Annotated in this window: 24 protein-coding genes; 10 read left to right on the forward strand and 14 right to left on the reverse strand. The window is 58.2% G+C overall.

What is annotated here, in order from left to right; all coding sequences use genetic code 11:
* The first annotated feature begins 35 nt into the window (after positions 1-35).
* The 3 genes from G8764_RS22955 (at position 36) to G8764_RS11895 (ending at position 3607) form a co-directional block, all read left to right on the forward strand.
* Entirely contained in the window at positions 36-2894 is a 2859-nt protein-coding gene (locus G8764_RS22955) for an intermembrane phospholipid transport protein YdbH family protein (RefSeq protein WP_166164862.1), read from the forward strand.
* Entirely contained in the window at positions 2891-3112 is a 222-nt protein-coding gene (locus G8764_RS11890; protein ID WP_166164863.1) for a YnbE family lipoprotein, read from the forward strand. Before G8764_RS22955 ends, G8764_RS11890 begins: the two co-directional genes overlap by 4 nt.
* A gap of 165 nt (positions 3113-3277) precedes the next feature.
* Complete coding sequence (locus G8764_RS11895; RefSeq protein ID WP_166164864.1) at positions 3278-3607, forward strand: YdbL family probable chaperone protein; 330 nt, start codon at positions 3278-3280, stop codon at positions 3605-3607.
* Between the two features lie 489 nt (positions 3608-4096).
* Here G8764_RS11895 and G8764_RS11900 read toward each other — a convergent pair whose 3' ends face one another.
* The gene (locus G8764_RS11900; RefSeq protein ID WP_166164865.1) at positions 4097-4723 is read right to left on the reverse strand and encodes a histidine phosphatase family protein; all 627 of its coding nucleotides are present in this window, start codon (positions 4721-4723) and stop codon (positions 4097-4099) included.
* 275 nt (positions 4724-4998) lie between these two features.
* On the opposite strand from G8764_RS11900, the gene G8764_RS11905 reads away from it, so the two are divergent.
* From G8764_RS11905 to G8764_RS11915, 3 genes are all read left to right on the forward strand, one after another.
* The gene (locus G8764_RS11905; RefSeq protein WP_166164866.1) at positions 4999-5427 is read left to right on the forward strand and encodes an Hsp20/alpha crystallin family protein; all 429 of its coding nucleotides are present in this window, start codon (positions 4999-5001) and stop codon (positions 5425-5427) included.
* A 167-nt stretch (positions 5428-5594) separates the two neighbouring features.
* Positions 5595-5927, forward strand: coding sequence for a TraR/DksA family transcriptional regulator (locus G8764_RS11910; protein ID WP_166164867.1), 333 nt, complete (start codon positions 5595-5597; stop codon positions 5925-5927).
* Positions 5928-6316: 389 nt separating this feature from the next.
* Entirely contained in the window at positions 6317-7366 is a 1050-nt protein-coding gene (locus tag G8764_RS11915) for a DUF21 domain-containing protein (RefSeq protein ID WP_341806378.1), read from the forward strand.
* Positions 7367-7433: 67 nt separating this feature from the next.
* Here the strand turns inward: G8764_RS11915 and G8764_RS11920 are convergent, their stop codons facing one another.
* On the reverse strand, positions 7434-8579 hold the full coding sequence (locus G8764_RS11920; RefSeq protein WP_341806379.1) for a lytic murein transglycosylase: 1146 nt from the start codon (positions 8577-8579) through the stop codon (positions 7434-7436).
* Positions 8580-8920: 341 nt separating this feature from the next.
* Between G8764_RS11920 and G8764_RS11925 the strand changes: the two genes are divergently transcribed.
* Positions 8921-9715, forward strand: a complete 795-nt coding sequence (locus G8764_RS11925; protein WP_166164869.1) for an amino acid ABC transporter substrate-binding protein — start codon at positions 8921-8923, stop codon at positions 9713-9715.
* A gap of 111 nt (positions 9716-9826) precedes the next feature.
* Here G8764_RS11925 and G8764_RS11930 read toward each other — a convergent pair whose 3' ends face one another.
* The 6 genes from G8764_RS11930 to G8764_RS11955 form a co-directional block, all read right to left on the reverse strand.
* Positions 9827-10366, reverse strand: coding sequence for a glutathione peroxidase (locus G8764_RS11930; RefSeq protein WP_166164870.1), 540 nt, complete (start codon positions 10364-10366; stop codon positions 9827-9829).
* A gap of 158 nt (positions 10367-10524) precedes the next feature.
* Positions 10525-11823: a DASH family cryptochrome gene (locus tag G8764_RS11935; protein ID WP_166164871.1), complete on the reverse strand. Its 1299-nt coding sequence runs from the start codon at positions 11821-11823 to the stop codon at positions 10525-10527.
* 261 nt (positions 11824-12084) lie between these two features.
* Positions 12085-12606 (reverse strand): PepSY domain-containing protein, encoded by a 522-nt coding sequence (locus G8764_RS11940; protein WP_166164872.1) that lies wholly within the window; start codon positions 12604-12606, stop codon positions 12085-12087.
* 59 nt (positions 12607-12665) lie between these two features.
* Positions 12666-13415 (reverse strand): siderophore-interacting protein, encoded by a 750-nt coding sequence (locus tag G8764_RS11945; RefSeq protein ID WP_166164873.1) that lies wholly within the window; start codon positions 13413-13415, stop codon positions 12666-12668.
* Between the two features lies 1 nt (position 13416).
* Entirely contained in the window at positions 13417-13929 is a 513-nt protein-coding gene (locus tag G8764_RS11950) for a MarR family winged helix-turn-helix transcriptional regulator (protein ID WP_243748763.1), read from the reverse strand.
* 275 nt (positions 13930-14204) lie between these two features.
* A complete protein-coding gene (locus tag G8764_RS11955; RefSeq protein ID WP_207951845.1) occupies positions 14205-15617 on the reverse strand; it encodes an MFS transporter in 1413 nt (470 codons plus the stop codon).
* Between the two features lie 240 nt (positions 15618-15857).
* On the opposite strand from G8764_RS11955, the gene G8764_RS11960 reads away from it, so the two are divergent.
* Positions 15858-16940, forward strand: a complete 1083-nt coding sequence (locus tag G8764_RS11960) for a mechanosensitive ion channel family protein (protein ID WP_166164874.1) — start codon at positions 15858-15860, stop codon at positions 16938-16940.
* A 102-nt stretch (positions 16941-17042) separates the two neighbouring features.
* Here the strand turns inward: G8764_RS11960 and hpaI are convergent, their stop codons facing one another.
* From hpaI to hpaE, 6 genes are all read right to left on the reverse strand, one after another.
* Positions 17043-17840: a 4-hydroxy-2-oxoheptanedioate aldolase gene (gene hpaI, locus G8764_RS11965; RefSeq protein WP_166164875.1), complete on the reverse strand. Its 798-nt coding sequence runs from the start codon at positions 17838-17840 to the stop codon at positions 17043-17045.
* Between the two features lie 17 nt (positions 17841-17857).
* Complete coding sequence (hpaH, locus tag G8764_RS11970; protein WP_166164876.1) at positions 17858-18661, reverse strand: 2-oxo-hept-4-ene-1,7-dioate hydratase; 804 nt, start codon at positions 18659-18661, stop codon at positions 17858-17860.
* An 83-nt stretch (positions 18662-18744) separates the two neighbouring features.
* Positions 18745-19119, reverse strand: coding sequence for a 5-carboxymethyl-2-hydroxymuconate isomerase (locus tag G8764_RS11975; protein WP_207951846.1), 375 nt, complete (start codon positions 19117-19119; stop codon positions 18745-18747).
* A gap of 11 nt (positions 19120-19130) precedes the next feature.
* Positions 19131-19961 carry a DODA-type extradiol aromatic ring-opening family dioxygenase gene (locus G8764_RS11980; RefSeq protein ID WP_166164878.1) on the reverse strand — a complete coding sequence of 277 codons (831 nt, stop codon included), beginning with the start codon at positions 19959-19961 and terminating at the stop codon, positions 19131-19133.
* Entirely contained in the window at positions 19958-20272 is a 315-nt protein-coding gene (locus tag G8764_RS11985; RefSeq protein WP_166164879.1) for an aromatic ring-opening dioxygenase subunit LigA, read from the reverse strand. The genes G8764_RS11980 and G8764_RS11985 overlap by 4 nt, the downstream gene beginning before the upstream one ends.
* Positions 20273-20285: 13 nt before the next feature.
* Complete coding sequence (gene hpaE, locus G8764_RS11990) at positions 20286-21803, reverse strand: 5-carboxymethyl-2-hydroxymuconate semialdehyde dehydrogenase (RefSeq protein WP_166164880.1); 1518 nt, start codon at positions 21801-21803, stop codon at positions 20286-20288.
* Between the two features lie 258 nt (positions 21804-22061).
* On the opposite strand from hpaE, the gene G8764_RS11995 reads away from it, so the two are divergent.
* Together G8764_RS11995 and hpaR are read left to right on the forward strand one after the other, a co-directional pair.
* Positions 22062-22928, forward strand: coding sequence for a fumarylacetoacetate hydrolase family protein (locus tag G8764_RS11995; RefSeq protein ID WP_166164881.1), 867 nt, complete (start codon positions 22062-22064; stop codon positions 22926-22928).
* Positions 22915-23436, forward strand: a complete 522-nt coding sequence (gene hpaR / locus G8764_RS12000; protein ID WP_166164882.1) for a homoprotocatechuate degradation operon regulator HpaR — start codon at positions 22915-22917, stop codon at positions 23434-23436. The genes G8764_RS11995 and hpaR overlap by 14 nt, the downstream gene beginning before the upstream one ends.
* Positions 23437-23441 lie beyond the last annotated feature (5 nt).

The raw sequence follows: 23441 nt of genomic DNA on the forward strand, positions 1-23441 counted from the left end.
TGCCCTTCCAGGCGCAACCTGAAGGAATTCTCCCTGTGCTTAAACGCCTGGCCATTAGCCTCAGCCTGCTTGTCATCCTCGCCCCCATCGGCCTCTACCTGAGCTGGAGCCAGTGGTCGCCGAGCATGGCACGTTTGCTGCTGCGCGGCTACGATATCGACCTGCACCAGGCCAAAATTTCCCGGCCGTCACTGACTGGCATCGCCATCAGCGACCTGGTGGCCGACTATAGATTATCCGGCTACCAACTGCAGCTGCAAGCGAATGATTTAACGCTCACCTATCGGCCATTGCAGCTGCTCAAGGGCAGGCTGGCAACTGTGCATATTGACCAATTACAGCTGGCCGTAGCTGCGGATGCCAGCCGCGAGGCCATACCCCAGGGCAGTGGCACTTCGCTGGCATTGCTGCTGCCCCAGACCTGGCTGGCAGCATTACCGCTGCAGCAACTGCAGATTGACAGGCTGCTGCTCGAGTCGGCTGACCTGCTGCCGCAATACAGCCTGAGCGGCGACCTGCGCCTGTCCCCCGAGCAACTGCAGCTGCAATTTGAAATCCAAAACCGGCAACCACAACCATCACAGTTGCAAGCATTACCGTCGCAACCATCACCTTTACAACTATTGCCATCACAGCCATCACCTTCGCCGCAACTGCCCTCACAACTGCTGCCCTCGCAACCGCTGCCGCCTGACGCCCCGACCTACGGCCACATTCTACTCAGCGCTGACCGGCACAACGCCCTCGCCGCTGCGGTAACCCTGGAGGGTGAAGCGGCATTGCAGTTATCCTCCCGCATCGCGAGCGCACCTGACAGCCAGGCCTGGGAAGGCACGCTGGAGCTCAAGCTCGGCAGCGCCAGCGCACTGGCACAGCAGTTGGGCCTGCTACTCCCGAACCAGCAACTCGACGGCCAACTTGAGATCGGTTGGACCATGCCACTGCCCGAGGTCATCCACAGCGACACCTTGCCGCAACTGCAGCTGAGCGGGCACTTGCGCAGCGGCGGTCAATACCGCACCCCGCACCCGGATTTGTCCGCCTCGGCAACGGCGCCACAGGGTGATGCCGCACTCCTGGCGGGCAACTTTCAGCTCGACGCCCGCTACCAGGCCGATTCCCGGCAGTTGCAACTGGTGTTGGAGCAGACTCGGGTTACTGCCGGCGTCGACCTGGCACTGCCCTTTATCCCGCCCCGGCCCGGCGTCGATAAACAGCCGCTGCAGCTGGAGCTGGAACTGCAACCCGGTGCGCGCCTGCAGGCACTTATGGCGGCGCGCAAACTGGAGCTCACCAACCTGGCGGGAGAAGTGCGTGCCGCCCAACAGCACAGCGGTATCGCGGCGCAGCTCGACTTCGCCGAGGCGACCGGGACTATCCCCTGGGTCGCCCCGGAGCACGCCTCCGGTGCCGCCGCCATCGCGCTGCAGGGTGACCTGGACAAACTAGTGTCAGAGGCCGTAAGTGCGCAAAAAATACAGCTAAACAGCCGCGGCAGAGTAACCCTGGAGGCGCACCAACTGTCCTACACCACGGTGGCGGACACGGTCCTGAAGGCACACAGCCTGCGCGGTGACAGCTGGCAAGCGCCGCAACTACAGATCACCGCCAACACACCGCTGACCCTATTGTGGCAAGCGGATGACCTCAAAATTCCGGCGGCGCAGTTTCGTCTTGGCCGGCAACAGCTGCAGCTGGCCGGCGAGCCGCTGCAGTTCGGTGGGGCGAATCTCGACCTCCACAACCTGCACCTGCCCTCCGGCGCAGCAGCCAGTGCCGAGCTGACACTGGGCATCAGGGCACTGGTGTTGCAGCACCAGCAGCGGCAGCTGGCAGCGCTGACCATCAACAGCCAACTAGGTCTCGACCAGAACCGCCTGGCGGGCAGCTTCAACGTCCACACCGACAACAAGCTGCTCAGCAGCAACGGCCAGCTGCAACACGACCTCGGCACTGGTAAAGGTCAACTCAGCGCCGACACCCGCTCCGCCAAACTCGGGGAAAAACAGGTGTTTCTGCCCGCTCTGGTCAAACCGCTGGGCCTGCCGCTGGACATCAGCGGCGGCCAGCTGAGTGCCACTACCCGCCTCAGCTGGAATCGACAGGGCCTGACTCAAAGCTCGGCGGAGGTGCAACTGCAAAACCTGAGTGGATTCTACCAGCGCAACCTTGTACGGGGCCTGAACGCCAAACTGCTGGCCCGCAACCTGCACGACCAATGGCACATCAGCGCCGACTCGCTAACCATTGCCAATATCGATGTGGGCATCCCGATCCGCAATATTCAGCTCGGGTTCAGCTCGGAAGCGCAAACTGTTCTGGTGAAGGATTTACAGGCCGAACTTTTGGGTGGCCGCGCCAGTCAAAAAGCCCTACTGTACAACTGGTCCGCGCCGGAGAATCACTTGGTGATTGATTTGCACAACATCCAGCTCAACCAGGTTCTGAAACTTGAGTCCGGTATTTCCGGCAGCGGTAGACTCAGCGGCAGCCTGCCCCTGACCCTTTCCAGCACCGGGCTGCGGGTGGATAAAGGCAGGCTCAGCAGCCTGGCACCTGGTGGCGTAATTAAATACGACAGCAAAGTGCCACTGGGAAAATCTGCCCTGGACGCCAGCCTGCAACTGACCCTGGACGCGCTGAAAAACTTTCATTACCAGGTGCTCGACGTACAGGTGGACGCCGACGAAGCCGGTGACCTGGTGCTGCGTGCAAGGCTGCAAGGCAACAACCCGGATCTCAAACAGCAGCGCCCGATTCACTTTAACCTGAACATCACCGAAAACATTCCGGCACTGCTAAAAAGCCTGAAACTGACCCAGGACATCAGCCAAGACCTGAATCAACGCATCGAATCCTTATACCAACCGCGCCACCAGGGAGCCAGACAATGAACCCCATACCCGAGCCCCACCAGAGCCACCGCCGGCTGCTGCTCAGCTGCGGACTGCTGGCCGCCAGCCTGGCCCTCTACGCCTGCACCCCCACCGTCAAGGTGGACACCAGCGAACCAATTACCATCAACCTCAACGTCAATATCAAGCATGAGATACTGGTGAAAGTTGACCGGGAGCTGGAGAATGTTTTATCCGAAGACAGCGGCTTGTTTTGATGGCCAGGATGATGAACCGGGAACCCTGTGCCGCACCCAGCTGAACACCTACAGCCGAGCATTTATGAACAAACAATTAAACTTGAACTCTGACACTCAAGCATTGACCACCGACCCGCAGGCGCTCAGCAAGCGCCAGCCAGTGATTGACCAGGAGCCGACATCATGACCAGATTCTTTCGCACCGGTTTACTCTTCACCGCCCTGTTATTTTCCATGAGCGCCCTCAGCCTGTCCCTGCAAGATGCCAAGGACCAGGGCCTGGTGGGTGAGCAACCCAACGGTTACCTCGGCATTGTCGGTCGCTCGTCGGCGGAACTGGAAGCGCTGGTAGCCGATATCAACGGCAAGCGCCGCGACGCCTATGAAAGCATCGCCAATAAAAACAAGACACCGCTGGAAGCCGTTGAACAACTGGCGGGACAAAAAGCCATGCAGAAAACAACCTCGGGCAACTACATCAAACTGGATGGCCGCTGGCAAAAGGTTAATTGACCGGTACTGGCAGAACGCGAACTGACCAGCACTGGCAACCTGGAATTGTATTATCTCAAGGCAGGCCTGCCTTTAGAGCAGGCCAAGCCCCCCTCTAAGAAAACCCCAGCCCACAGACGGCCAAACCCCTCCTCAATTACCTCCAATGCTTTACATCTTGCCGCTGGCACTATGGCAGGTCTGGCTGCGGGGGTTTGCTTTCAAGACCCTCGACAGCAGGGATGCTGTCGTGGAGCCTCCATGGATGGATGCACGGCGAGTCTTGAAAGCAAACCCCCGCGGCCAGGCCGGGAAAAGAACTAATACCCCAATGGCTTAAGGGCACATCCCTCCCACCGCCCGATAGCCGGCTTATTAAAAGGTAATTCGAAACCTTTTAACATAGCGGTAACCTACCGGATTTTTTAACAACCCAAAACGCCAGCCCGCAAATCTCAACCCTTGTTTCTCACCCTTGCTGCTTAACCCTTGCTGCTTAACCCTTGCTTCTCACCCCAAGTGGTCGTCGCCGGCCAGGTGGTCGGTGAGGTTATAACTGAGCAGTTTATTAGTGTTAAGACACAGCTCGGAAAAGGCGGTATTGCTTTTCGAGTAATTGGGCCACTGCCTGGTATCGCCATCGATAAAGTGTGACAGGGCAATGGCGATCGCCACCCCATGAGCAACTATCACGATATTGTCTTGCGGGTGCTTGTGCACTATCTCATCAATAGCTGCGACGATGCGCTTCCTGACCAGATTCTGCGACTCACCCTGCGGCGCGGTAAAATCGGGATTACTCACCAATTGCGCCAGGATATCCTCGCCCTCCGTCAGGGACTCGAACGACTGCCCCTCCCAATCGCCCAGGTTAAACTCCTTCAGCCGCGCATCCAGGATAACCGGCACCTGGAACTTGTCGCCGATGGACTGAGCGGTAATCCTGGCCCGCTGTAATGGACTCGCGTAAATCACATCCGGCCGCATATAGTTGTGAAAATGTTCACCCAGGCGCCGGGCCTGGTCGTGGCCCTGCTCGGTCAGCTCGGTATCGGTAAAACCATGCCACACCCGGTCGATATTGGCGTAGGTTTGACCGTGCCGAACCAGCCCAATTCTGCCTTTATGCTTAACCATAAAGCTCTCTCTGTAACCAGTTGAAATCAGATCGGAACAGTATACACCCCTTAAAACAGACAAAACTGCCACAGCCCCCTGCCCCAGAACTTTCAACCGATTACAACGTCTAAGACTGCACGGTAGCAAACACAATAGTCCTGGACTAAAACCCGGCAGATTACAGGATTAATCTCAACAGCAAAAAATGTCGCCAAACCACTCAACTCTCTCTTGAAACCGGTCCGGCCAGACCAATATCCATACTGCCAGTTGACATTTTCAGGAGGTGTAACATGGCTCTGATACCAAGAGGCAGCTTTTACGATTTGGACAAAATCTTTGATGATTTTTGGGCTCCGGCCACTCGCAACGAAAGCAATGTGGGTAATTTTTTTACCCCCCGGGTAGACATCAAGGAGCTCGACGATCACTATGAAGTGACCGCGGAATTGCCCGGCATCAAAAAGGAAGATGTTCACATTACCTTGCACGACGGCATTCTCACTCTGGAGGCGGAAGCTCAGCAGGAAGAAAAACAGGAGCAAGAAGGTAAAATCATTCGCCAGGAGCGCCGTTACGGCAAGTACCGACGCAGCTTTAACCTCGGTGGCAACGTCGAGGAAAGCGACATCAGCGCCGCGTTTAGCGATGGCGTGCTAAAGCTGAAGGCCCCCAAGGCCAAGCCAGGCATACCCCAGCAACGGCGCATTGAGATAAGCTAGCACTTGTCGTAGCCAGCTGTCGAGACCACACCCCCGACGCTCTCCGTAGTGCCGGGGGGTTGGTATTGCTGGCCCCCCCGGGCTCCCCCCGGCCATGGCGTTCTCACCGCTGCACACGCATAGTCCTACAGACGTAGCGCAACATGACATAAAACAGCAGGCAGCCTATGAACAAGAAAGTCCTGACAGAATTGCAGCAGCAATTATTGGCGCGCCAGAGCGAGCTGTCGCAGCGCATTGCCGAAGTCACCACCAATATCACCCAGGAGCACTCTGCCGACTGGTCGGAGCAGGCCCAGGAACGCCAGAATGATGAGGTGCTGGAGGAGATCGGCAACGAGTCCCGCCACGAATTGCAACAGATTCACCACGCCATCGAGCGCATTAATAACGGCACCTATATGCTGTGCAGCGAGTGCGGTGCTGATATTAACCCCGAGCGCCTCAAAGCGGTACCCTATACCGACCTGTGCATTAAATGCGCTTCCGCGGCAGACTGATATCCGTCAATCAGTCCTGCCAGCATCGCGCCAGATTATGCCGCACCCGAAAGGGCTGGTGACTGGTCCGGGGTGTAACTTTCAGATGTAACTTTCAGATGTAACTTGCAGGTGTAACTTGCCGGCGTCATGTTCGCACCAGGCTCCGCCTGACTGCCGCAAAAGCAGCCGCCGGTTACTCCCCAGGCAACCATGGCTCGCGCCAGAATGACACCGAGGTCACCGCAATCCTGGCGGCTGGACGCTGCACCCATTTGACCACAAATCCTGCTTGCCTATTGCGCTCGCCTGTGGTCTTGTTACTCTGGAAATTAACCGCACCTCAGTGTCGGTTTTGCAGTGCCCCAAACACAACTCCCGGCCACCGCCTACTACTGGATACAAAATACGTGGAAACACTGTCAGTCAACTTCCTTATCTGGCTTGGTATCCTGTTTTGCATCAGCCAGTCGGCCATGTTTTCCGGCCTTAACCTGGCGCTGCTGGGCATCAGTCGCCTGCGCCTGGAAGTCGAGGCCCACTCGGGTAACCCCGCTGCCAAAAAGGTCCTGGCCCTGCGCCAGGACGTCAACTTCCTCCTCACCACCGTTCTGTGGGGCAATGTGGGCATCAACGTGCTGCTGACCCTGCTTTCCAATTCGGTAATGACCGGGTTGACGGCGTTCCTGTTCTCCACCGTGCTGATCACCTTTGCCGGGGAGATCACCCCCCAGGCCTATTTTTCCCGCCACGCCCTGCGCATGGGCGCGCTGTTGGCCCCGGTGCTGCGTTTCTACCAAATTTTACTTTACCCGGTCGCCAAACCCAGTGCCATGGTGCTGGACCGCTGGCTGGGTGCCGAGGGCATCAGCTACTTTCGCGAGCAAGACCTGCACACGGTGATTCGCAAGCATATGGACGCCAGCCAGAGCGACGTCAGTATGATCGAAGGCATTGGCGCCATGAATTTTTTGCGCCTGGACGACATCGGCGTGACCCAGATGGGGGAACCCGTCCACAGCGACAGTATCATCACGCTGCCGGAACACCTGGGCCAACCGGTTTTTCCGGCGTTCAAATGCAGTATTGAGGACGAATTTTTACAGCGCGTCCACAAGGGCGGCCGCAAGTGGGTAATCATTGTCGACCCCCAGCAGGAGCCGGTCATGGCCTTGAATGCCAACGCCTTCCTGCGCGATGCTCTGTTGTCGCCCACAACGATCAACCCGTTGCAATACTGCCACCGCCCAATCATCGTTAAGGACAATGCCACCCTGCTCGGCAAAGTGCTGTCGCACTTGAAGGTCTACGCCCGCCACGAGGCTGACGACGTGATTAAAGACGACATGATACTGGTCTGGACCGACAAAAAACGCATAGTCACCGGCACCGACATTCTCGGCCGCCTGTTGCGCGGCATCGCCACCCGGGCACGACCACCGGCGCCGGATGAGACGTAAACAGCCCTAAAATAAAAACATACAACTTATGAATGGACTCTCGCTAGCGCTCCGAACGAATTGATGCTCACGGCAAGCTGATATTCAGGGCCTTGAAAACAGTCTCACCGGGATAGCCATCCGCCACCATATTGTGCGCCTTCTGGAAGTCGCGGATGGCCTGGCGGGTACCGGGGCCGAGGATACCGTCCGCAGTACCAGCTTCAAAACCCAGCTGGTTCAATTTTTCCTGCAGCTCCTGCACCTGCAGAATACTCAAACGGGGCTGAGTCTCCGGCGCCGGCACTTGCAGGGTCCCGGCGCCATTGATGCGGTCCGCCAAGTGGCCCACCGACAGCGCGTAAAACTCGCTGCGGTTCCAGCGCATTATCACCGCGAAGTTGTCATACACCAGAAAGGCCGGGCCCTCAAAGCCGGCCGGCACCAGCACCGCCGCCTCGATCTCGCTGGCAGGCACCCGCTCGCCATTGACCATACGCAGCCCCAGCTCGCGCCAATGGGTCAATGGCTGCTTGTTGCCGCGACCAGCGGTGGCGTAATCAAAGTTGGGCGGCAGGATCACCTCCCGGCCCCAGCGCAAACCCCGCTGCCAGCCCAACTGCTGCAGGAAGTTGGCCGCCGACGTCAGTGCATCCGGGATACTGCCCCAGAGATCTGCAGCACCGTCGCCATCGCCGTCCCGGGCGTAGCGGCGATAGGCCGAGGGCATAAACTGGGTGTGCCCCATGGCACCGGCCCAGGAACCGAACAGCGGCGGCTTGATACCCGGCTCACTCAACAGGTGCAGCGCCTGGAACAGCTCAGCGGTAAAAAATGTCTTGCGGCGCGGGTCGCAAGCCAGGGTGGCGAGGGAATCCAGGATCGGCATCTTGCCGAGGTAACCGCCATAATTGGTTTCCAGGCCCCAGAAGGCCACCAGGTACTGGGCCGGCACCCCGTACTCCACCACCAGGCGATTGAGCAGCGGGCGGTGCTGCTGCAACAATTCACGCCCGCGGTTTACCCGCCAATCGGTGACCCGGCCATTGAAATAACCGGCGAAGGTCTGGGTAAATTCCGGTTGGCGGCGATCCAACTCGATCACTTTCGGCACAAATTGCACTTGCGCCAGGGGCCCCTCTACCGTCGCCTGGGGCACCCCGCTGGCCAGCGCCTGCTGCTGCAAATTGGCCACACAATCGGCAAACTCATCCGCCCGCGCAGTTGTCGGCACAACGGCCAGCGCCAGCCACGCGACCGCTAACGACTTCGAAAAAAAACACCACCTGTTCAAAAAAGATACAACCTCGCGCAACACCACAGCACCGCCAGTAAGAAACCAAAAACAGCGGCCAGAATAGCAGAATATTGCAGGCCGGAGTAGAATGTCCCTGACGCTCACCAAGCGCAGCCCTGCTGCTCAATCTGCCGGCCGGAGGCGCTTCCTGCCAGGCGTCCGGCACCACCGGGCAGCGTAAAAGCAGCCGCCTGAAACAGCTGACTAAAAGCAGCTGCTTTAATACAACAGCGCAACAATTTCTGCTCACTAAATAGCAAACAGGCATCGCTGGCATTATGACCACCGTCAACTTTTGGAACGGCAATAAAAGCAGCGCCCGGCAGGGCTACGAGACCGAACTGCTGCAAGCCTGCCTTGCCGCGACGGCAACAGACTGGGGCCCAGCGCAGTTGCATATCGACAACACTGACTATCCACGGGCGGAAGACGAAGGCAATATTTTTAGCGCCGGTGCCGATATCCTGGTCACCGTTGCCGGCAATCAGAAATTCAAGGACAAGCAGAAGATCATACTGCCCCGGCCCCTGGCCAAGGGCCTGCTGGGCTACCGCTTGATCATCACGAGAACGGAATCCCTGGGCAGATTCCAGGCACTGACCGAGGCGACGGCATTACAGGCGCTGGCCATTGGTATTCCGGCAACCTGGGCGGACGCGGAAATATTCCGCCTGAACAGCTATTGCGTGGTCGAACGAGGCTCTTTTGATGACCTGTTTCAACTACTGAAAACGGGAGCATTCGACTACACTTCGCTGGGCGCCAACGAGATAGAGGCAGCTTTTGCGCAACGTGCAGAACCCCTTGGCGGACTCAGTATTGAACCCACCGCAATGATCTACTACCCCCTGCCGCTGGTGTTCTACGTCAACCCGGCCAAGCCCGATCTTGCCAAACTGGTAGAGGCCGGCTTAACAGCGTTAATGGCCAGCGGCGAGCACGACGCCCTCTTCCGCAAACACCACGGTGATGTGGTGCAGCGCCTGGGCCTGAGAGAGCGCAAGGTTTTCACCTTGTGCAACCCCTTCCTGCCCCCGGAGATGGCCGACTTCACCCCCACCCTGCTGGACTAGCATTAAAGAAGAGCACAATAAAGGCGGCGGCAAATAAAGGGGTCGGTGACAGACAGGAATCATTTCGATTACCGTTTGTCACCGACCCCTTTTAGGTTTTGGGGCGGTGGTTTAGTCGTCTTGCAACACGCTTTCGATCGCCGCGGCCAGTTCCCTGCTATCGGGGCGGGTACTGCTGCCAAAATGCTGCACCACCGCACCTGAAGCATCGATCACATACTTGTTGAAGTTCCAGCCCGGCGCCTGGCTCTGGCTGGCGAGCGCGCGAAACACCGGATTGGCATCCGCTCCCTTGACGTGGCTAGGGGCCAGCATGGTAAATGTTACCCCGTAGTTGACGTAACAAACTTCCGCCGCGCTGGCCTCATCCTTCGCTTCCTGGCGAAAGTCGTCACTGGCAAACCCCAGCACCAGCAGGCCGCGCTGCCGGTATTTCTGGTGCAGGGCCTCGAGGCCCTTGAATTGCGGAGTGAAACCGCAGTGGCTGGCAGTATTGACGACCAGCATTGGCCGGCCCGCTTGCAACTCACACAGGTGCAATTGCTCTTTCGAATGCAGCTTGCGCATGGAGTGATCCATGTATTGAGGACAAGCGGCGGCGACGGCAACGCTGCCAAACAGCGCAATGGCCGCAATGAAAATACGAAGCATGACGAACCTCCAATGTAAGTGAGCAGAGCAAGCGTCACTGGTTAAATACGCCAACTCTGCGCCTGCGGTTTTAACACAGTGGCTTACCGAGCGTTTATTGCAACGGCTTTAGTCCGGCGTCGACCCGGCGCAGCACCAACCTGCAGCAAGCCGACCCCTCAACTCATCTCCGGGGGTAGCGGCCAGTCCGCGGCATCCACTGCAAAGTCAGGCTGCCTGGGCCTGACACCGCCCCACTTGCGGGTGAACTGGCCATCCCCATCGAATTGCTGCGCCTGCTTTTCGAGGTTGAAATGGCGACCGCCGCGGGGGTCGGCACCGACGCCGGCAATATACTGCCAATTGCCGTAGTTGCTGGCGACATCGTAATCGATCAGGTGTTTCTCGAAGAAGGCCGCGCCGTAACGCCAGTCCACACCCAGTTCGTTGACCAGGCAGCTGGCGGCGATCTGGCGGCCGCGGTTGCTCATCCAGCCGGTTTCAAGCAACTGCCGCATCAGGGCATTCACCAGTGGGAAATTGGTATCCCCCTGGCACCAGCGAGCAAAGTTTCTCGGGTCAAAGGTGGATAGCCTCGCTTTGCCCTTGGCGCCCCCCACCCGAAACAGGCTGATATCATCCCGGCGCGCACGCCAGTGGAAAAATTCCCGCCACAGCAATTCGTATACCAGCCAGCGGCTGGATTCACTCTCGCCCTGGACCTGCTCATGGGCTTGGACCGCCGCCACCACCTCCCTCGCAGACAGGCAACCGAGTGCCAGCCAGGGCGAGAGTGTACTGGAGCCATCCAGCCCGTCGAGACAGTTGCGCGTCTGCTTGTAGTCGGCAAGCCCTGCCTGGGTCCACTGCCTGAGGCGACGCTGACCGGCAGGCGCTCCGCCGCGGATGGGCAACGCGGCGGAGGCCCTCACTGCTGCAGCCGGCAGCGGCTGAAATTCAAACGGCGGCGGCGCTGGCAGTCGCGCCGGTGCCGGCAACGGCTCGGCCACGGGCAGCCCCAACACCTTGTCTTTAAAGGGGGTGAACTGGACCGGGAGTTGCTCCAACTCAAACGGCAGGTCATGGCGAGTAAAGAGGGTATTGCCGGGATGCACCTTGAGAGCGACCGGCAAAGCCGCGGCAACCCGACGCAGGCAATGTCGTTCATAGTAGCCCGGTGAGCGCGACGTACCCACCAGCGACGCCCTGGTCTGCCGCACCAGCGCCGCCAACCCGACTTCCGGCGGGCCCTGTAAAACCAGCAGTTTTTGCCCCAGCGCAGCGAGTTCCGCATGCAGCGACTGCAGTGACTCAGCCAGAAACCGCTGCCGCTGCCCACCCATCCCGGTGAGGTTACACCAGGGCCGGTTTGCAGGCCAAAAGTACACCAGCAACAGCGGCTCGGCGCGGCAGTGGGCAAGCAGGCCGGGGTTGTCCCGCAGGCGCAGATCCTGTTGAAACCAGTAAATTTCTGTCATCGTCTCTCGCCGAGGTTAGCCTGCTCTTGTACCTGCTGTACCTACTGTACCTACGCGCGGAGCGGTCAATACGATCATTAAAGAAGTCCTGATTATCACTAAAGCCAGGCGTCGTCCAGCTGGCACTATGGTAGGCCTGGCTCCTGGAGCCAGGCCGGGAGAAAAGCTGATGTCCCAGGGTTTACGAGGTATATGTCTACTATCGCCGAGGGCTGGCTTATTAATAGGGGTAATTAGGAAAGAAGTTGGCAGCAAAGACAGTTAGGCAGAACCAAACACGACCATCAACAGCGCAAATACGAATCCTGCGCCCGCGATAAGAAGGCCGTTTTTGTACACTGACGTCTTGGGCAAGAACATCAGAAAAGCAGACACCACAAAAAACAGCAACCCGACTCCGAAGGTGATATTCAGCCAGAACAGGGGGCTATTGGTGGTGGCCTTGTGCAGATTCACCAGCTTCGCCAGCGGCAGCGGGTAGTCCTTGTCGGTAACCACCGCCACACCGGTGCCCTTGTCGTAGATACCCTGCTGGAAGCGAACTTGATTGTCAGTCTCCTCCAGCAGCTTGAAGCCCTTCATTCTCAGGCTTTCGCCGAGCTCTGCGCCGGCCAGTCCCGGGCTCAACTGGCGCTCGACGGTTTGTTCATACTGCAAAAAATCGGTAGTCCGAAAAATCAGCAATATGCCACTGAGCGCGTAAATTGCCATAATACCCGCCAGGAAAAATCCCAACCAGCGGTGATAGCGACGCAGGGAGTTATGAAATTTCATTGAGGCCATAGTTACTCCAGATTTTTAAATTTGCCAAGCCATATCAGGCTTAACGTTGCAACACCAATTCAGTCAGCGTTCAATTCCGCATCGCGCTTCTTGTCGATTTTGTGTTGATCCTCACTGATGCCCATTTTCCAGTAGCTGGAAATATACCTGAGCTTTTTCTCAACTGGACGAACTTCGCGGAAACACCTGCGCAGCTCGCGCATACTGTTGAATTCCGACGCCGCCCATACCGCCGGCGAACCCTCCAGCCAGGGCAGCGCTGCAATGCGCTCTGCCAGCACCCTGCCCTCCGGATCCGGATCCGGGTTGACCACCCAAACCAGCTGCAGGTTTTGCGGCGCGCGCAACGCCTGGATATCCTCTTCGTGCAACACTTCAAGCACCGCGTAACCGCGCGTGTCAGCGGGCAACAATTCCAGGTTAACGCTAATGGCCGGGAGGGCGGTCATGTCGCCGACAAACAGGCACCAGTCGCCATCGCTGTTGATCAGCTTGCGCGGGCCGGGCCCACCCACCAGGATACGATCGCCGACACCGGCTTGAGTTGCCCAGCGGGACGCCGGGCCGGGCGCGTCGTGCAAGACGAAATCCACATCAATTTCGCCCTCGCGCTGGTTGCGCACTGTGTAGGTTCGCAGCAGCGGCTTGGCACCGTCCTGTTGCGGGAACACCAATTTGATGTAAGCACCGCCCTGGTCCTCCTGCGGGAAGGTAGCCATACCACTGCCGCCGAGGGTGATACGGCGCATATGGGGGGTAATATCGGCGGTGGCGAGCACCTCCAGTTCACGGGGTAAAGGCCTGGACATATTAAGACTCTCCTGATTGGGTCGACGGCTGGGCATGGCCAAGACTGTCGGTCATTTTGCGGCTCAGCTGGATAAACATACTCACTTCTTCAGCACTGAGCTGTTGCGTCATCTGCGCGGTAACCCGGGCTTCCACCGCCTGCAGTCGGCGCATAATCTCGCGCCCCGCGTCAGTGGGTTGCAGCAGCTGGCTGCGCCGGTCACCGGGGTTATCGACCTTGATAATCAGCTCAGCGTGCATCAGTTCGTTGAGCACACGGGTTATCTGCGCCTTGTCGCGACGCATATGGGTGGCAATGGTGTGGGCGGTGCAGCTGGGGTTGCGACACACCCCCTTCAGCACCCGAATCTGGGTAATGGGTAGCGGAATACCCTCGGCCACAATAAGCTCGCGCAGCCGGGATTTGTAGGCGTGGGTGAGGCGATGTAGCGGATCGCTGAGGGACTGCGGCAGAGACGCCCCCGGCTTTTGGGGTTGCGGCACAGTCGGTTGAGAAACAGTGGGTCGAGGCATAGAGGGCTCAGGCATCATAGGTTGAAAACAAGGAACCAGGCATTTGGTTGACTTGATCAACTATATTAAATGTGCTTGACAATGTCAACTAAAATAACTGGCGCGAACCCATCTCCTCGGCAGACACTGATCGCAGCCGGCCAAGCTCAGCCGGGCAACGGGCTGAATGGCAGGTTTATGCCTCGCAAAAGCACAGGCCGGGAGTATGTCGGGCCGGGGTGGGCCACAGCGCGCTTCGGGCAAGTCGACCGCAGGAGAGCAGGAGCAGTGAGATGTCAGCTGCCCGGAGAGTGCACCATACGCCCCCGCCGGACAGAGATTATGGCCGCCGCAGTGACCAGGCCTACAGATATATAGATGGCGATATGCACGGTTTGCATCAAATCCGGGTAGTTGGCCGGCGTAATCAATTCACTGCCAATTAGCAGGTGAATCAATCCGGTGACAACGCTCATGGCGACAATGTTACCGCACACTCGCGCCAGGCTGAGGCTGGCGGAAGCAACCCCTAAGTCCTTGTTCTCCACAGAACTGATGATGGCGTTGTGGTTGGGGGAGGAAAACAGGCCAAAACCAATGCCCACCAGGAAAAGCGCGGCACTGATCAGTACTGTGGGGGTTGCTTCGTGCAGCTTTAACAGGCACAAAAAACCGATCAAGGTGACCAGGCAGCCCCCTGTGCTGAGCAGGCGCGGCTGCAGCCGGTCAGAAAATTTGCCAGAAAAAGGCGCGATCAGGGCCATGGCTATGGCCTGCACCAGCAATACCTGGCCGGATTCCGCCGGTGACAGACCGCGAATATACTGCAGGTACAGGCTGAGCAAAAAAGCCAGCGGGTAGTTACTGGCGTACATCAAAAAGGCGGTCAGCAGCGAAAACCCGAACATCCGGTTTTCCCTGAACAACTGAACCCGAATAAGCGGCTCCTGGTTTCGGGATTGGTGATAAATAAACAAGCCGATAAAGGTAAAGGAAGCCAGCAACAGGACTATGCCCTGGCCCGCGGGGATTTTGGTAAACCCGGTCACAAAGGTCAGTGCCCAGCCGGCAAAAAGCGCGGTCCCGATCCAGTCAAACCTTGAGTGTTGATCCTTTTTCCATTCGCCTTTCACCAGCACGACACCGATAACAATCAGCCCGAGCGCAACCGGGATGGGCACAAAAAACACGGCCCGCCAACTGAAGACTTGCGTCAACCAGCCACCTATGGCCGGGGCAATGGTAAGGCCGATATAAACACTGGCGGTATTCAGGCCCAGCGGCAGCCCCCTGGCATTGGCGGGAAAAACCGACGTCAATAACGCCAGGCTGGAGCCAAAAATCATGGCTGAAGACGCACCTTGCAAGACCCGAAAGAACAGAACCCAGTCTATGGTCGGGGAGAACCAGGAGCCAAGGGATGCCAGCGCAGAGAGAGCCAACCCCAACAGGTATATGCGCTTGCGACCGTAGTTGTCGGCGAGCTTGCCGAAGGGAAGAATCAGGGCCACATTGGCCAGCAAAAACAGGGTTGGCATCCAGGCGATACTCGCCGCATCTGCCTGCAAGTCGGCCGCCATCGAGGGTATGGCAATATTGACGGCCGCCATAGTGAAAGGCATCAACACGGAGCCCATACACACCAGCAACAACACCAGGCGCTGGCTGCGGGTATCAGGGCTGGCAGGAGTAAGGTTTTCTCTGGACAACAACAGGCTCGTCAGGTTTTGCGTGAATTCAAGCGCTGCAGGGTAAACTTTTGGACGCCAAATAGAAAGCGCAGACACCCCCAACCCCCACCCCGCTGGCCACTGGTAAGGCAGCACAAGGCAATAGCAGGCACCGCGGCAGCCCGTTTGCTAAGGCCGCCGGACCGGCCTTACAAAGACATGCTTTAGTCCCGCGCTTCAGTTACACTTTTTGCCCTGGCTCCCGTTTGGATTCTCACCATGTTTGAACAACTGCAGTCCGCCATCGCGCCACTCCTGAATGCCTTTGGCAACAACCCCTATATCCAGGCGGCGGTGGTCATCGTGTTTTCCTTTGTGGTGGCCTCGATTTTCAAATACGTGATTATCGCCGGCTTGAAAAGACTGGTATCCCGCAGCCAGGTGGATGTGGATAACAGCTTTCTCGACCTGTTGCACTCGCCGGTCTACTTCAGCTTCCTGCTGCTCGGCTTTGCCAGCGCCACCCTGATCCTGTCGCCCGCGGAGCTCTACCTGCACATTGTCTACTCGACCTTGCAATCCCTCGCTATCCTGATTTGGTCCGGCTTTTTTATGCGCGCCAATCGCTATTTGCTGACCGGCATTGCCCGCAACTCCCGGCGGGTAAGAATCATCAACAACAAAACCCTGCCGCTGTTCCTCAACCTGGTCAACATCGTGGTCATAGTGCTGGCGGTGTATTTCGTCTTTTCCGTCTGGGGCGTGAATATGACCGCCTGGCTGGCGTCGGCCGGCATCGTCGGTATCGCCGTGGGCTTTGCCGCCAAGGATACCCTCGCCAACCTCTTTTCCGGGGTTTTCATCATGGCCGACGCGCCCTACAAGATTGGCGACTACATCGTCCTGGACTCCGGCGAGCGGGGCGAAGTGACTCATATTGGTATGCGCAGCACACGCATGCTGACTCGTGAGGACGTGGAGGTCACCATCCCCAACTCGGTCATGGGCAACACCAAGATCATCAACGAGTCCGGCGGCCCGCACGAAAAATACCGCTGCCGGGTACCGATCGGCATCGCCTACGATGCGGATATCGATCAAGTGCGGGCAATCCTGATGCAAATTGCGCTGGGGGAAAAACAATACGTCTGCGCCGCCCCGGAACCGCGGGTGCGCTTCCGCCGCTACGGTGCCTCTGCCCTTGAGTTCGAACTGCTGGTGTGGATTGACAAGCCGGCCCTCAAAGGCCGGGTGCTGGACATCCTGAACTGTGAAATCTTCCGCCAGTTCAAGCTGCACAACATCGAAATCCCCTACTCAAAACACGATTTGTACATCAAGCAGATGCCACCGCGGGAGTGATTAGTGCTCCGCCCCTGACCCAACCGCGCTGCGATTCAGGTGCACCATGTCTTTATCGAACAGGCATATTGGCTGCTTCCCGTTTTCGAACAAGGCAGTGCCTCAATAGCCCCCAATCGGTTGGTCATCATCAGCCGCAATAAACTGGCGGGCAAGATTGGTGGTGGCACTGGCCAACAGCGCCGCGTCGACCCCGACCCCGATAAACTTTGCCCCGAGCGCGGCGTATTGCCGGGCCAGTTTCGGATCCACCGCCAACAACCCCGGCGCCTTGCCGGCAGCGATAATGGTTTGGATGGCACGTTCAATGGCCGCAACCACCGCCGGGTGACCGGGCTGGCCGATATAACCCATGGAGGCGGACAAATCCGAGGGACCGATAAAGACGCCGTCGACGCCGTCCACCGCGACGATCGCTTCCAGGTTGGCCAGCGCCGTAACGGATTCGACCTGGACCAGCAAACAGATTTGCTGGTTGGCGGCTTGCAAGTAGCCGGGCAGGCGGTTGTACCTGGCGGCCCGCGCCATAGAAGTACCCAAGCCCCGAATGCCCTGCGGCGGATAGCGCACATCCTTGACCAGTTGCGCGGCTTGTTCGGCACTGTCGACCATGGGCACCAGCAGGGTCTGGGCACCCACATCCAGCAATTGCTTGAGCAGTGCTGTGCGCCCTTCCACCGGCCGCACCAGCGGCTGCGACGGGTAGGGCGCGATGACCTGCAAGTGCCGCTGTACCGCCGCCACATCGTAGGGCGCGTGTTCAGCGTCGATCAACAGCCAGTCAAAACCAGCACCGGCGCAAATCTCCGCACAGGTCGGGTCCGGTATGCCCAGCCACAGCCCGTATTGGGTGCCCGGCTGCTGCAGGCGCTGCTTGAATTTGTTCTCAATAACGTCCACATCCCTCTCCCGGGCAGTTACACAAATTGGCAGGATATACCGCCCAACGGGCCGTAATCAGCGTGAATGGTATCACCGGCTTTGACCGCCAGCGGCCGGGTAAAGGAGCCGGCCAGCAGTATTTGGCCGGGCTCCAGGGCGATCCCGTGGGGGGCAAAACGCCGGGCAATCCAGCGAATACCATTGGCCGGGTGATTCAACACTCCCGCCGCCAGGCCGGTTTCCTCCAACACCGCATTGCGATAACAGAGGGCGCCGACCCAGCGCAAATCCACCTCATTGGGCTTGACCGGTCGGCCGCCCATGATGATGCCGGCATTGGCGGCGTTGTCTGCGATGGTGTCCAGTACCGTGCGTGCCCGGCCGCTCTCCGGGTGCACCCGGTGGCTGCGCGCGGCGATAATTTCCAGCGCCGGCACCACGTAGTCGGTGGCGTTGATCACATCAAAAATCGATACATTGGCGCCCTCCAGCCGATCTTTCAAGACAAAGGCCAGTTCTACCTCGATGCGCGGGTCGATAAATTGCGCCGCTTCGATATCACTGCCATCGGCAAATTCCATATCGTCGAGCAACACACCGTAGTCGGGCACATCGATTTTCATGGCCTCCTGCATGGCGCGGGAGGTCAAACCAATTTTGTAACCGATGACTTGGCGGCCGTTGGCAATTTTTTGTTGCACCCACTGGCTCTGGATCGCATAGGCATCGTCCATGGTCATCTCAGGGTGGCGCAGGGTTACCGGGTCAATGGCCTGGCGCTGAATTTCCGCGTGGTACAAATCGCTGGCCGCAGCGGCTATTTCTGCTTCTGTTAACATGGGTCTTCTCACTTTTCAGGCTTTAATACAGTTCGGATGTTACCGACAACCCGGGTTAAACCGACAGTCACTGCGCGCTCAGTTCAGGCTCGGGCCAGATACTCGCGCAGATTATTTTTGTTGGCTTTGATCTCCGGCAACTCGGACATTTCGAAAGAAATGGCCAACCCCTGGCGGTCAAACAGCGGTTGCAGGTGAGTCGTTAAAGCCGCCAGCAGGGCATCGCCGGCCGCAGCTTTTTCTGCGCTGCTGCGGCCTGAGCCCACTTTAAACTCCAGGTGGACAAAGCCGTAATCCGGATTGCCATCGGCAATGTAAAAATGCTCACAGCGGTGGGCCCGCGCCCGAATGCCCGCCAGCGGAAACAGGCCGGTGGCAACCGCCGTGTCGACCAGGCGTGCCAGCAAAGCATCAAGCGCCAGCGTCTCGGGGTCCAGGTTTGCGGAGTATTCGAGCATCAGGTGCGCCACTATTTCACCTCACCCAAATCCACTGTACCCACGGTGCAGCCAACGGCAAAAATGGGTATCGGCCGGTAGTAATCCACCCGCGCCGGCAGCCCCTGGGTAGCCGCGGCAACGGCAATAAAGGTGCGGATCTCAAAGCCGCCCTGCCCGGCTTCGCGCCAGGTTTGCTCGTCGGTATAGGCCAGCAGCTGCTGTTTGTCATTTTTCTGCCAGCGATCGAGAAAATCCCGGTCCCAGTCTGCGTCGATCTTGCCGGAATCCGGTGTCGCCGGCCAATGGGATATGCCGCCCGTGCCGACGATCGCAATGCGCTCCGGCACCGCGTCACAGGCTTTGCGCAGGGCTTCGCCAAAAGCCCAGGCGCGGTGCAAGGGGGTCAGTGGCGGGCCCTGGCAATTAATATTGACCGGAATAATATCCAGGTCGTAATTGGGCGTGAGAAAATGCAGTGGCACGCTGATACCGTGGTCAAACTTCCACTCTTCGGCGTAGGCGACATCGACGTCCTGTAACACTTGCTGGATCACGCGCCGGGATAAATCCGCGTTGCCGGGCACTGCCGTGCGCGCGATGCCCAGCCACTGCGGATCTTCGATCGGCCCGTAGTATTCATCCGCCATACCGATGCAGTAGGCGGGCATATTATTCATAAAAAAGTTGGCGAAATGCTCGGCGGAGATAACAACCAGCGCGTCGGGCTTGCTCGCCTCCAGCGCGCTGCGCATGCCATCCAGCGCCGCGTAAAACGTATCCACATCGTCCCTGGCCGCCATATGTTTGCGGCCGGTAATACCGGGTGCGTGGGAACAGACCCCTGCGAACACCAAACTCATACTGCCCCCTTACCGTCAGTAGTCACGTATAGACCGGCCCGTACATTGCCGTATTTTTCCAGTGCATCGCGCATCGCCTGGATATACTCGGGCCAGGCGTAGCCGCACATGGCGGCGTAGTGCATCAGTATCTGGCCGTTGACGCCGAGAATATACAACAGGCCAATATCCGGCGTGGTCAGCGCCAGTCGCTCCTCTTCGGTCAATTTATAATCGGCCAACACGCTGTCCTTGTCGGCAAAAAATTGTGTTTGCAGATCTTCATCGCGATTCAGTTCATACAGCAGTTTTTGCACATAATAGAGACTCATAAACACCTCCCCCCTAGACGCCCAGGCGGGTTATTTTGTGGGTGCCGTGGGCGATACAGACATTCTTCGTCTCCATATAGAAGTCAAAACTGTAGTCGCCACCATCGCGGCCAATACCGGACATCTTGATACCGCCGAACGGCGACGGCAGGTTGCGATTGTTTTCTGAATTCACCCAGAGCATGCCGGCCTCCACGTATTTGGCCATGCGCATGGCGCGACCGGTGTTTTCCGTCCAGATATAGCCGGCCAAACCGTAATCCGTATCGTTGGCGATCTGGATGGCTTCGGCTTCGGAATCAAAGCTGATGGCGGTCAATACCGGCCCGAATATCTCCTCTTTGGCAATGCGCATGTCATTGTTGGCATCCGCAAACAGCGTCGGCGCGACGTAGTTGCCAGCACCGAGATCCTCGCGCTTGTGACCACCCACCAGTGTGGTCGCACCGTCAGTCTTGGCAATATCAAAATAACTGCACACCTTTTCGTAGTGACCGCCGTGCACCAGTGGCCCCACTTCGGTTGCCGGATCCAGCGAATGGCCGACACGCAGACTCTCTACCCGCGCCTTGAGCGCGGCCATAAATTTGTCCTGGATACCACTTTGAATCAGCAGGCGACTGGAGGAGGTACAGCGCTGGCCATTGAGGCTGTAGATCATAAACACCACCGCATCCAGGGCCCGCTCAAAGTCGGCGTCATCAAACACGATCACCGGGTTTTTACCGCCCAGTTCAAAGTGCATGCGCTTCAGGGTATCCGCCCCCTGGCGCATGATGTGGCTGCCGGTAGCGGTTTCACCCACCAGCGCCACCGCCTTGATGGCCGGGTGCTCGGTCATGCGCTTGCCCACGGTTTCACCAAAACCGTTGACCGTATTCCAGACGCCATCGGGCAAGCCCGCGTCCCTGGCAATGTCGGCCAGCAGCATGGCGCTCAGGGGGGTCAATTCAGCGGGCTTGTGGACGATGGTGCAACCGGCAGCCAGTGCCGGAGCAATCTTCCAGGTGGATAACATAAATGGCGTATTCCAGGGCGTAATAATACCGACCGGGCCAATCGGGCTGCGCATGGTGTAGTTGGTATGCTCGGCCTGGTAGAGGGCCTGGCCATTTTGCGCCTCCGGTGCTTTGTCAGCAAAAAAGCGGAAGTTCGCCGCACCGCGAATTGCTGCGGCCTGCATAAAGCGGATCGGCTGGCCACAGTCCATCGACTCGACCAGCGCTATTTCCTCAGCGCGCTCAACGATCTTGTCGGCAAAATGGTTGAGCAGCTTTTTGCGCTCGGCCCCGGGCACATCGCGCCAGGCCGGGAAGGCGGCTTCCGCCGCCGCACAAGCAGCATTCATGTCCGCTGCAGTACCGGCAACCACTTGACCCAACACACTGTTGTCGGTCGGGGTGACATTGTCATACAAGGTCGCGCCCTCCGGCAGCACATGTTTGCCGTTAATAAAATGGCCAACAGGGGCCTGCCTGAACTGCTCCAGGTATTTGGCAGCCTTGGCCTGGTTTTCCGCTAAAACGCTCATCGCTGTCTTCTCACCTCTATCAAACCACCTAATTACTTAACCTGTTAACTATTAGAAACGAATGCTCGCATAAAAACAAGCTTTTTTACCCATTAAAAACCAACACAAAGCTTTATATTGAATATTTTTAATTAACGTGTTAACTTTAATGCAGATGTAAATTCACCCTTAATCCTTCCAGTAACCAGAACCGCCAGCAGCAGGCCGGAGCCCAACAGCCGCGCCCCAGACCCTCAGCCCGGCACAGGAGTTTTTAACATGCGATTTGTCAGCTACACCCACAATGGCCTGCCATCCTGGGGCGCACTGCCCGGTAACAACGACAGGATTGTCGATTTGGGCACTCGCCTGGGCGGCGACCTCAAGGCCGCCATCAGTGAAAACCGTCTCGCGGCCGCCGCCACAATGGCGCGGGAACAGCAGCCAGAGCTGGCGCTGGCGGAAGTGGAATTACAGATTCCGATTCCCAACCCGGGGAAAATTGCCTGTATCGGCGTCAACTACGCCAATCGCAATGCAGAGTACAAGGACGGCTCAGAGGCGCCGAAGTACCCCAGCTTGTTTATGCGCACCGCGGACAGCTTCACCAGTCACAACCAACCCCTGTGGCGGCCGCCAGAATCCGAGCAACTGGATTACGAAGGGGAAATTGTTATTATTATTGGCAAAGCCGGCCGTCGCATCAGGGAAGCCGACGCCTACGAGCACATTGCCGGCTTGACCATCATGAATGAAGGCACGTTGCGCGACTGGGTTCGCCACGCCAAATTCAATGTCACCCAGGGCAAGAATTTTATCAACTCCGGTGCTATTGGCCCGTGGATGGTCAGCGCCGATGAATTCAGTGCCGAGCAATATGAGAATATGCGGGTCACCACCCGTGTCAACGGTGAGACTCGCCAGGACGACACCACCGCCAGCATGATGTTTCCGTTTCGCTATATAATCAGCTACTGTTCAAAATTCTTTCACCTGCAGCCCGGCGATGTCATTGCCACCGGCACCCCCAACGGTGCCGGTGCACGTTTTGACCCACCCAAATACCTGCAGCCTGGCGATACGGTCGAAGTCGAAGTGGCGGGGGTCGGCACCCTGGTCAACGGAGTAATTGATGAGCCCCTCTGAAAAGAGCAAAAAACTGGCGCCCCTAAGGCCGGTAACCAACGACACGGAGCACCTGCGCCAGTTTGATCGCTCGCTGCCGATGTCGCTGTTAAAAGCCCGGGAAGCGGTCATGAAGAAATTCATGCCGGCGCTAAAAGCCCACGAACTTACCTCCCAGCAATGGCGGGTTATTCGCGCGCTGGAACAGCGCGGCGACATGGAAGTCTCGGAGCTGTCGGACGTGTGCTACATCCTTAAACCCAGCATGTCACGCATCGTGCAAAACCTGCAGGCCCGGGGCCTGATCGAGCGGCGCGGCAATAGCGAAGACCGGCGCCGCTCGACCATGGCGCTCACCGACTCCGGCCGCGTGTTGTTTGAAAAAATCGCGCCGGCGTCCATCGAGCGCTACCAATATATCACCGAGAAATTTGGCTACGGCAAGCTGGAGTTGCTCTACGAACTGCTGGACGAGCTGGTCGCCACCCTGTCCAAAGACGATGACAAGCAAGACGATGACAAATCATAAGGCGT

The sequence above is a fragment of the Pseudomaricurvus alcaniphilus genome (assembly GCF_011440395.1).
Taxonomy (GTDB): domain Bacteria; phylum Pseudomonadota; class Gammaproteobacteria; order Pseudomonadales; family Cellvibrionaceae; genus Pseudomaricurvus; species Pseudomaricurvus alcaniphilus.

Bases quoted from the DNA above. Each gene is read 5' to 3' on its own strand.
- G8764_RS11925 (WP_166164869.1), top strand. From the start codon at position 8,921: ATGACCACCGTCAACTTTTGGAACGGCAATAAAAGCAGCGCCCGGCAG.
- hpaE (WP_166164880.1), bottom strand. From the start codon at position 21,803: ATGAGCGTTTTAGCGGAAAACCAGGCCAAGGCTGCCAAATACCTGGAG.
- G8764_RS11890 (WP_166164863.1), top strand. From the start codon at position 2,891: ATGAACCCCATACCCGAGCCCCACCAGAGCCACCGCCGGCTGCTGCTC.
- hpaH (WP_166164876.1), bottom strand. From the start codon at position 18,661: ATGTTAACAGAAGCAGAAATAGCCGCTGCGGCCAGCGATTTGTACCAC.
- G8764_RS11930 (WP_166164870.1), bottom strand. From the start codon at position 10,366: ATGCTTCGTATTTTCATTGCGGCCATTGCGCTGTTTGGCAGCGTTGCC.
- G8764_RS11985 (WP_166164879.1), bottom strand. From the start codon at position 20,272: ATGAGTCTCTATTATGTGCAAAAACTGCTGTATGAACTGAATCGCGAT.
- G8764_RS11895 (WP_166164864.1), top strand. From the start codon at position 3,278: ATGACCAGATTCTTTCGCACCGGTTTACTCTTCACCGCCCTGTTATTT.
- G8764_RS11910 (WP_166164867.1), top strand. From the start codon at position 5,595: ATGAACAAGAAAGTCCTGACAGAATTGCAGCAGCAATTATTGGCGCGC.
- G8764_RS11950 (WP_243748763.1), bottom strand. From the start codon at position 13,929: ATGCCTCGACCCACTGTTTCTCAACCGACTGTGCCGCAACCCCAAAAG.
- G8764_RS11940 (WP_166164872.1), bottom strand. From the start codon at position 12,606: ATGGCCTCAATGAAATTTCATAACTCCCTGCGTCGCTATCACCGCTGG.
- G8764_RS11995 (WP_166164881.1), top strand. From the start codon at position 22,062: ATGCGATTTGTCAGCTACACCCACAATGGCCTGCCATCCTGGGGCGCA.
- G8764_RS11945 (WP_166164873.1), bottom strand. From the start codon at position 13,415: ATGTCCAGGCCTTTACCCCGTGAACTGGAGGTGCTCGCCACCGCCGAT.
- G8764_RS11935 (WP_166164871.1), bottom strand. From the start codon at position 11,823: ATGACAGAAATTTACTGGTTTCAACAGGATCTGCGCCTGCGGGACAAC.
- G8764_RS11900 (WP_166164865.1), bottom strand. From the start codon at position 4,723: ATGGTTAAGCATAAAGGCAGAATTGGGCTGGTTCGGCACGGTCAAACC.
- G8764_RS11905 (WP_166164866.1), top strand. From the start codon at position 4,999: ATGGCTCTGATACCAAGAGGCAGCTTTTACGATTTGGACAAAATCTTT.
- hpaR (WP_166164882.1), top strand. From the start codon at position 22,915: ATGAGCCCCTCTGAAAAGAGCAAAAAACTGGCGCCCCTAAGGCCGGTA.
- G8764_RS11980 (WP_166164878.1), bottom strand. From the start codon at position 19,961: ATGAGTTTGGTGTTCGCAGGGGTCTGTTCCCACGCACCCGGTATTACC.
- G8764_RS11960 (WP_166164874.1), top strand. From the start codon at position 15,858: ATGTTTGAACAACTGCAGTCCGCCATCGCGCCACTCCTGAATGCCTTT.
- G8764_RS11975 (WP_207951846.1), bottom strand. From the start codon at position 19,119: ATGCTCGAATACTCCGCAAACCTGGACCCCGAGACGCTGGCGCTTGAT.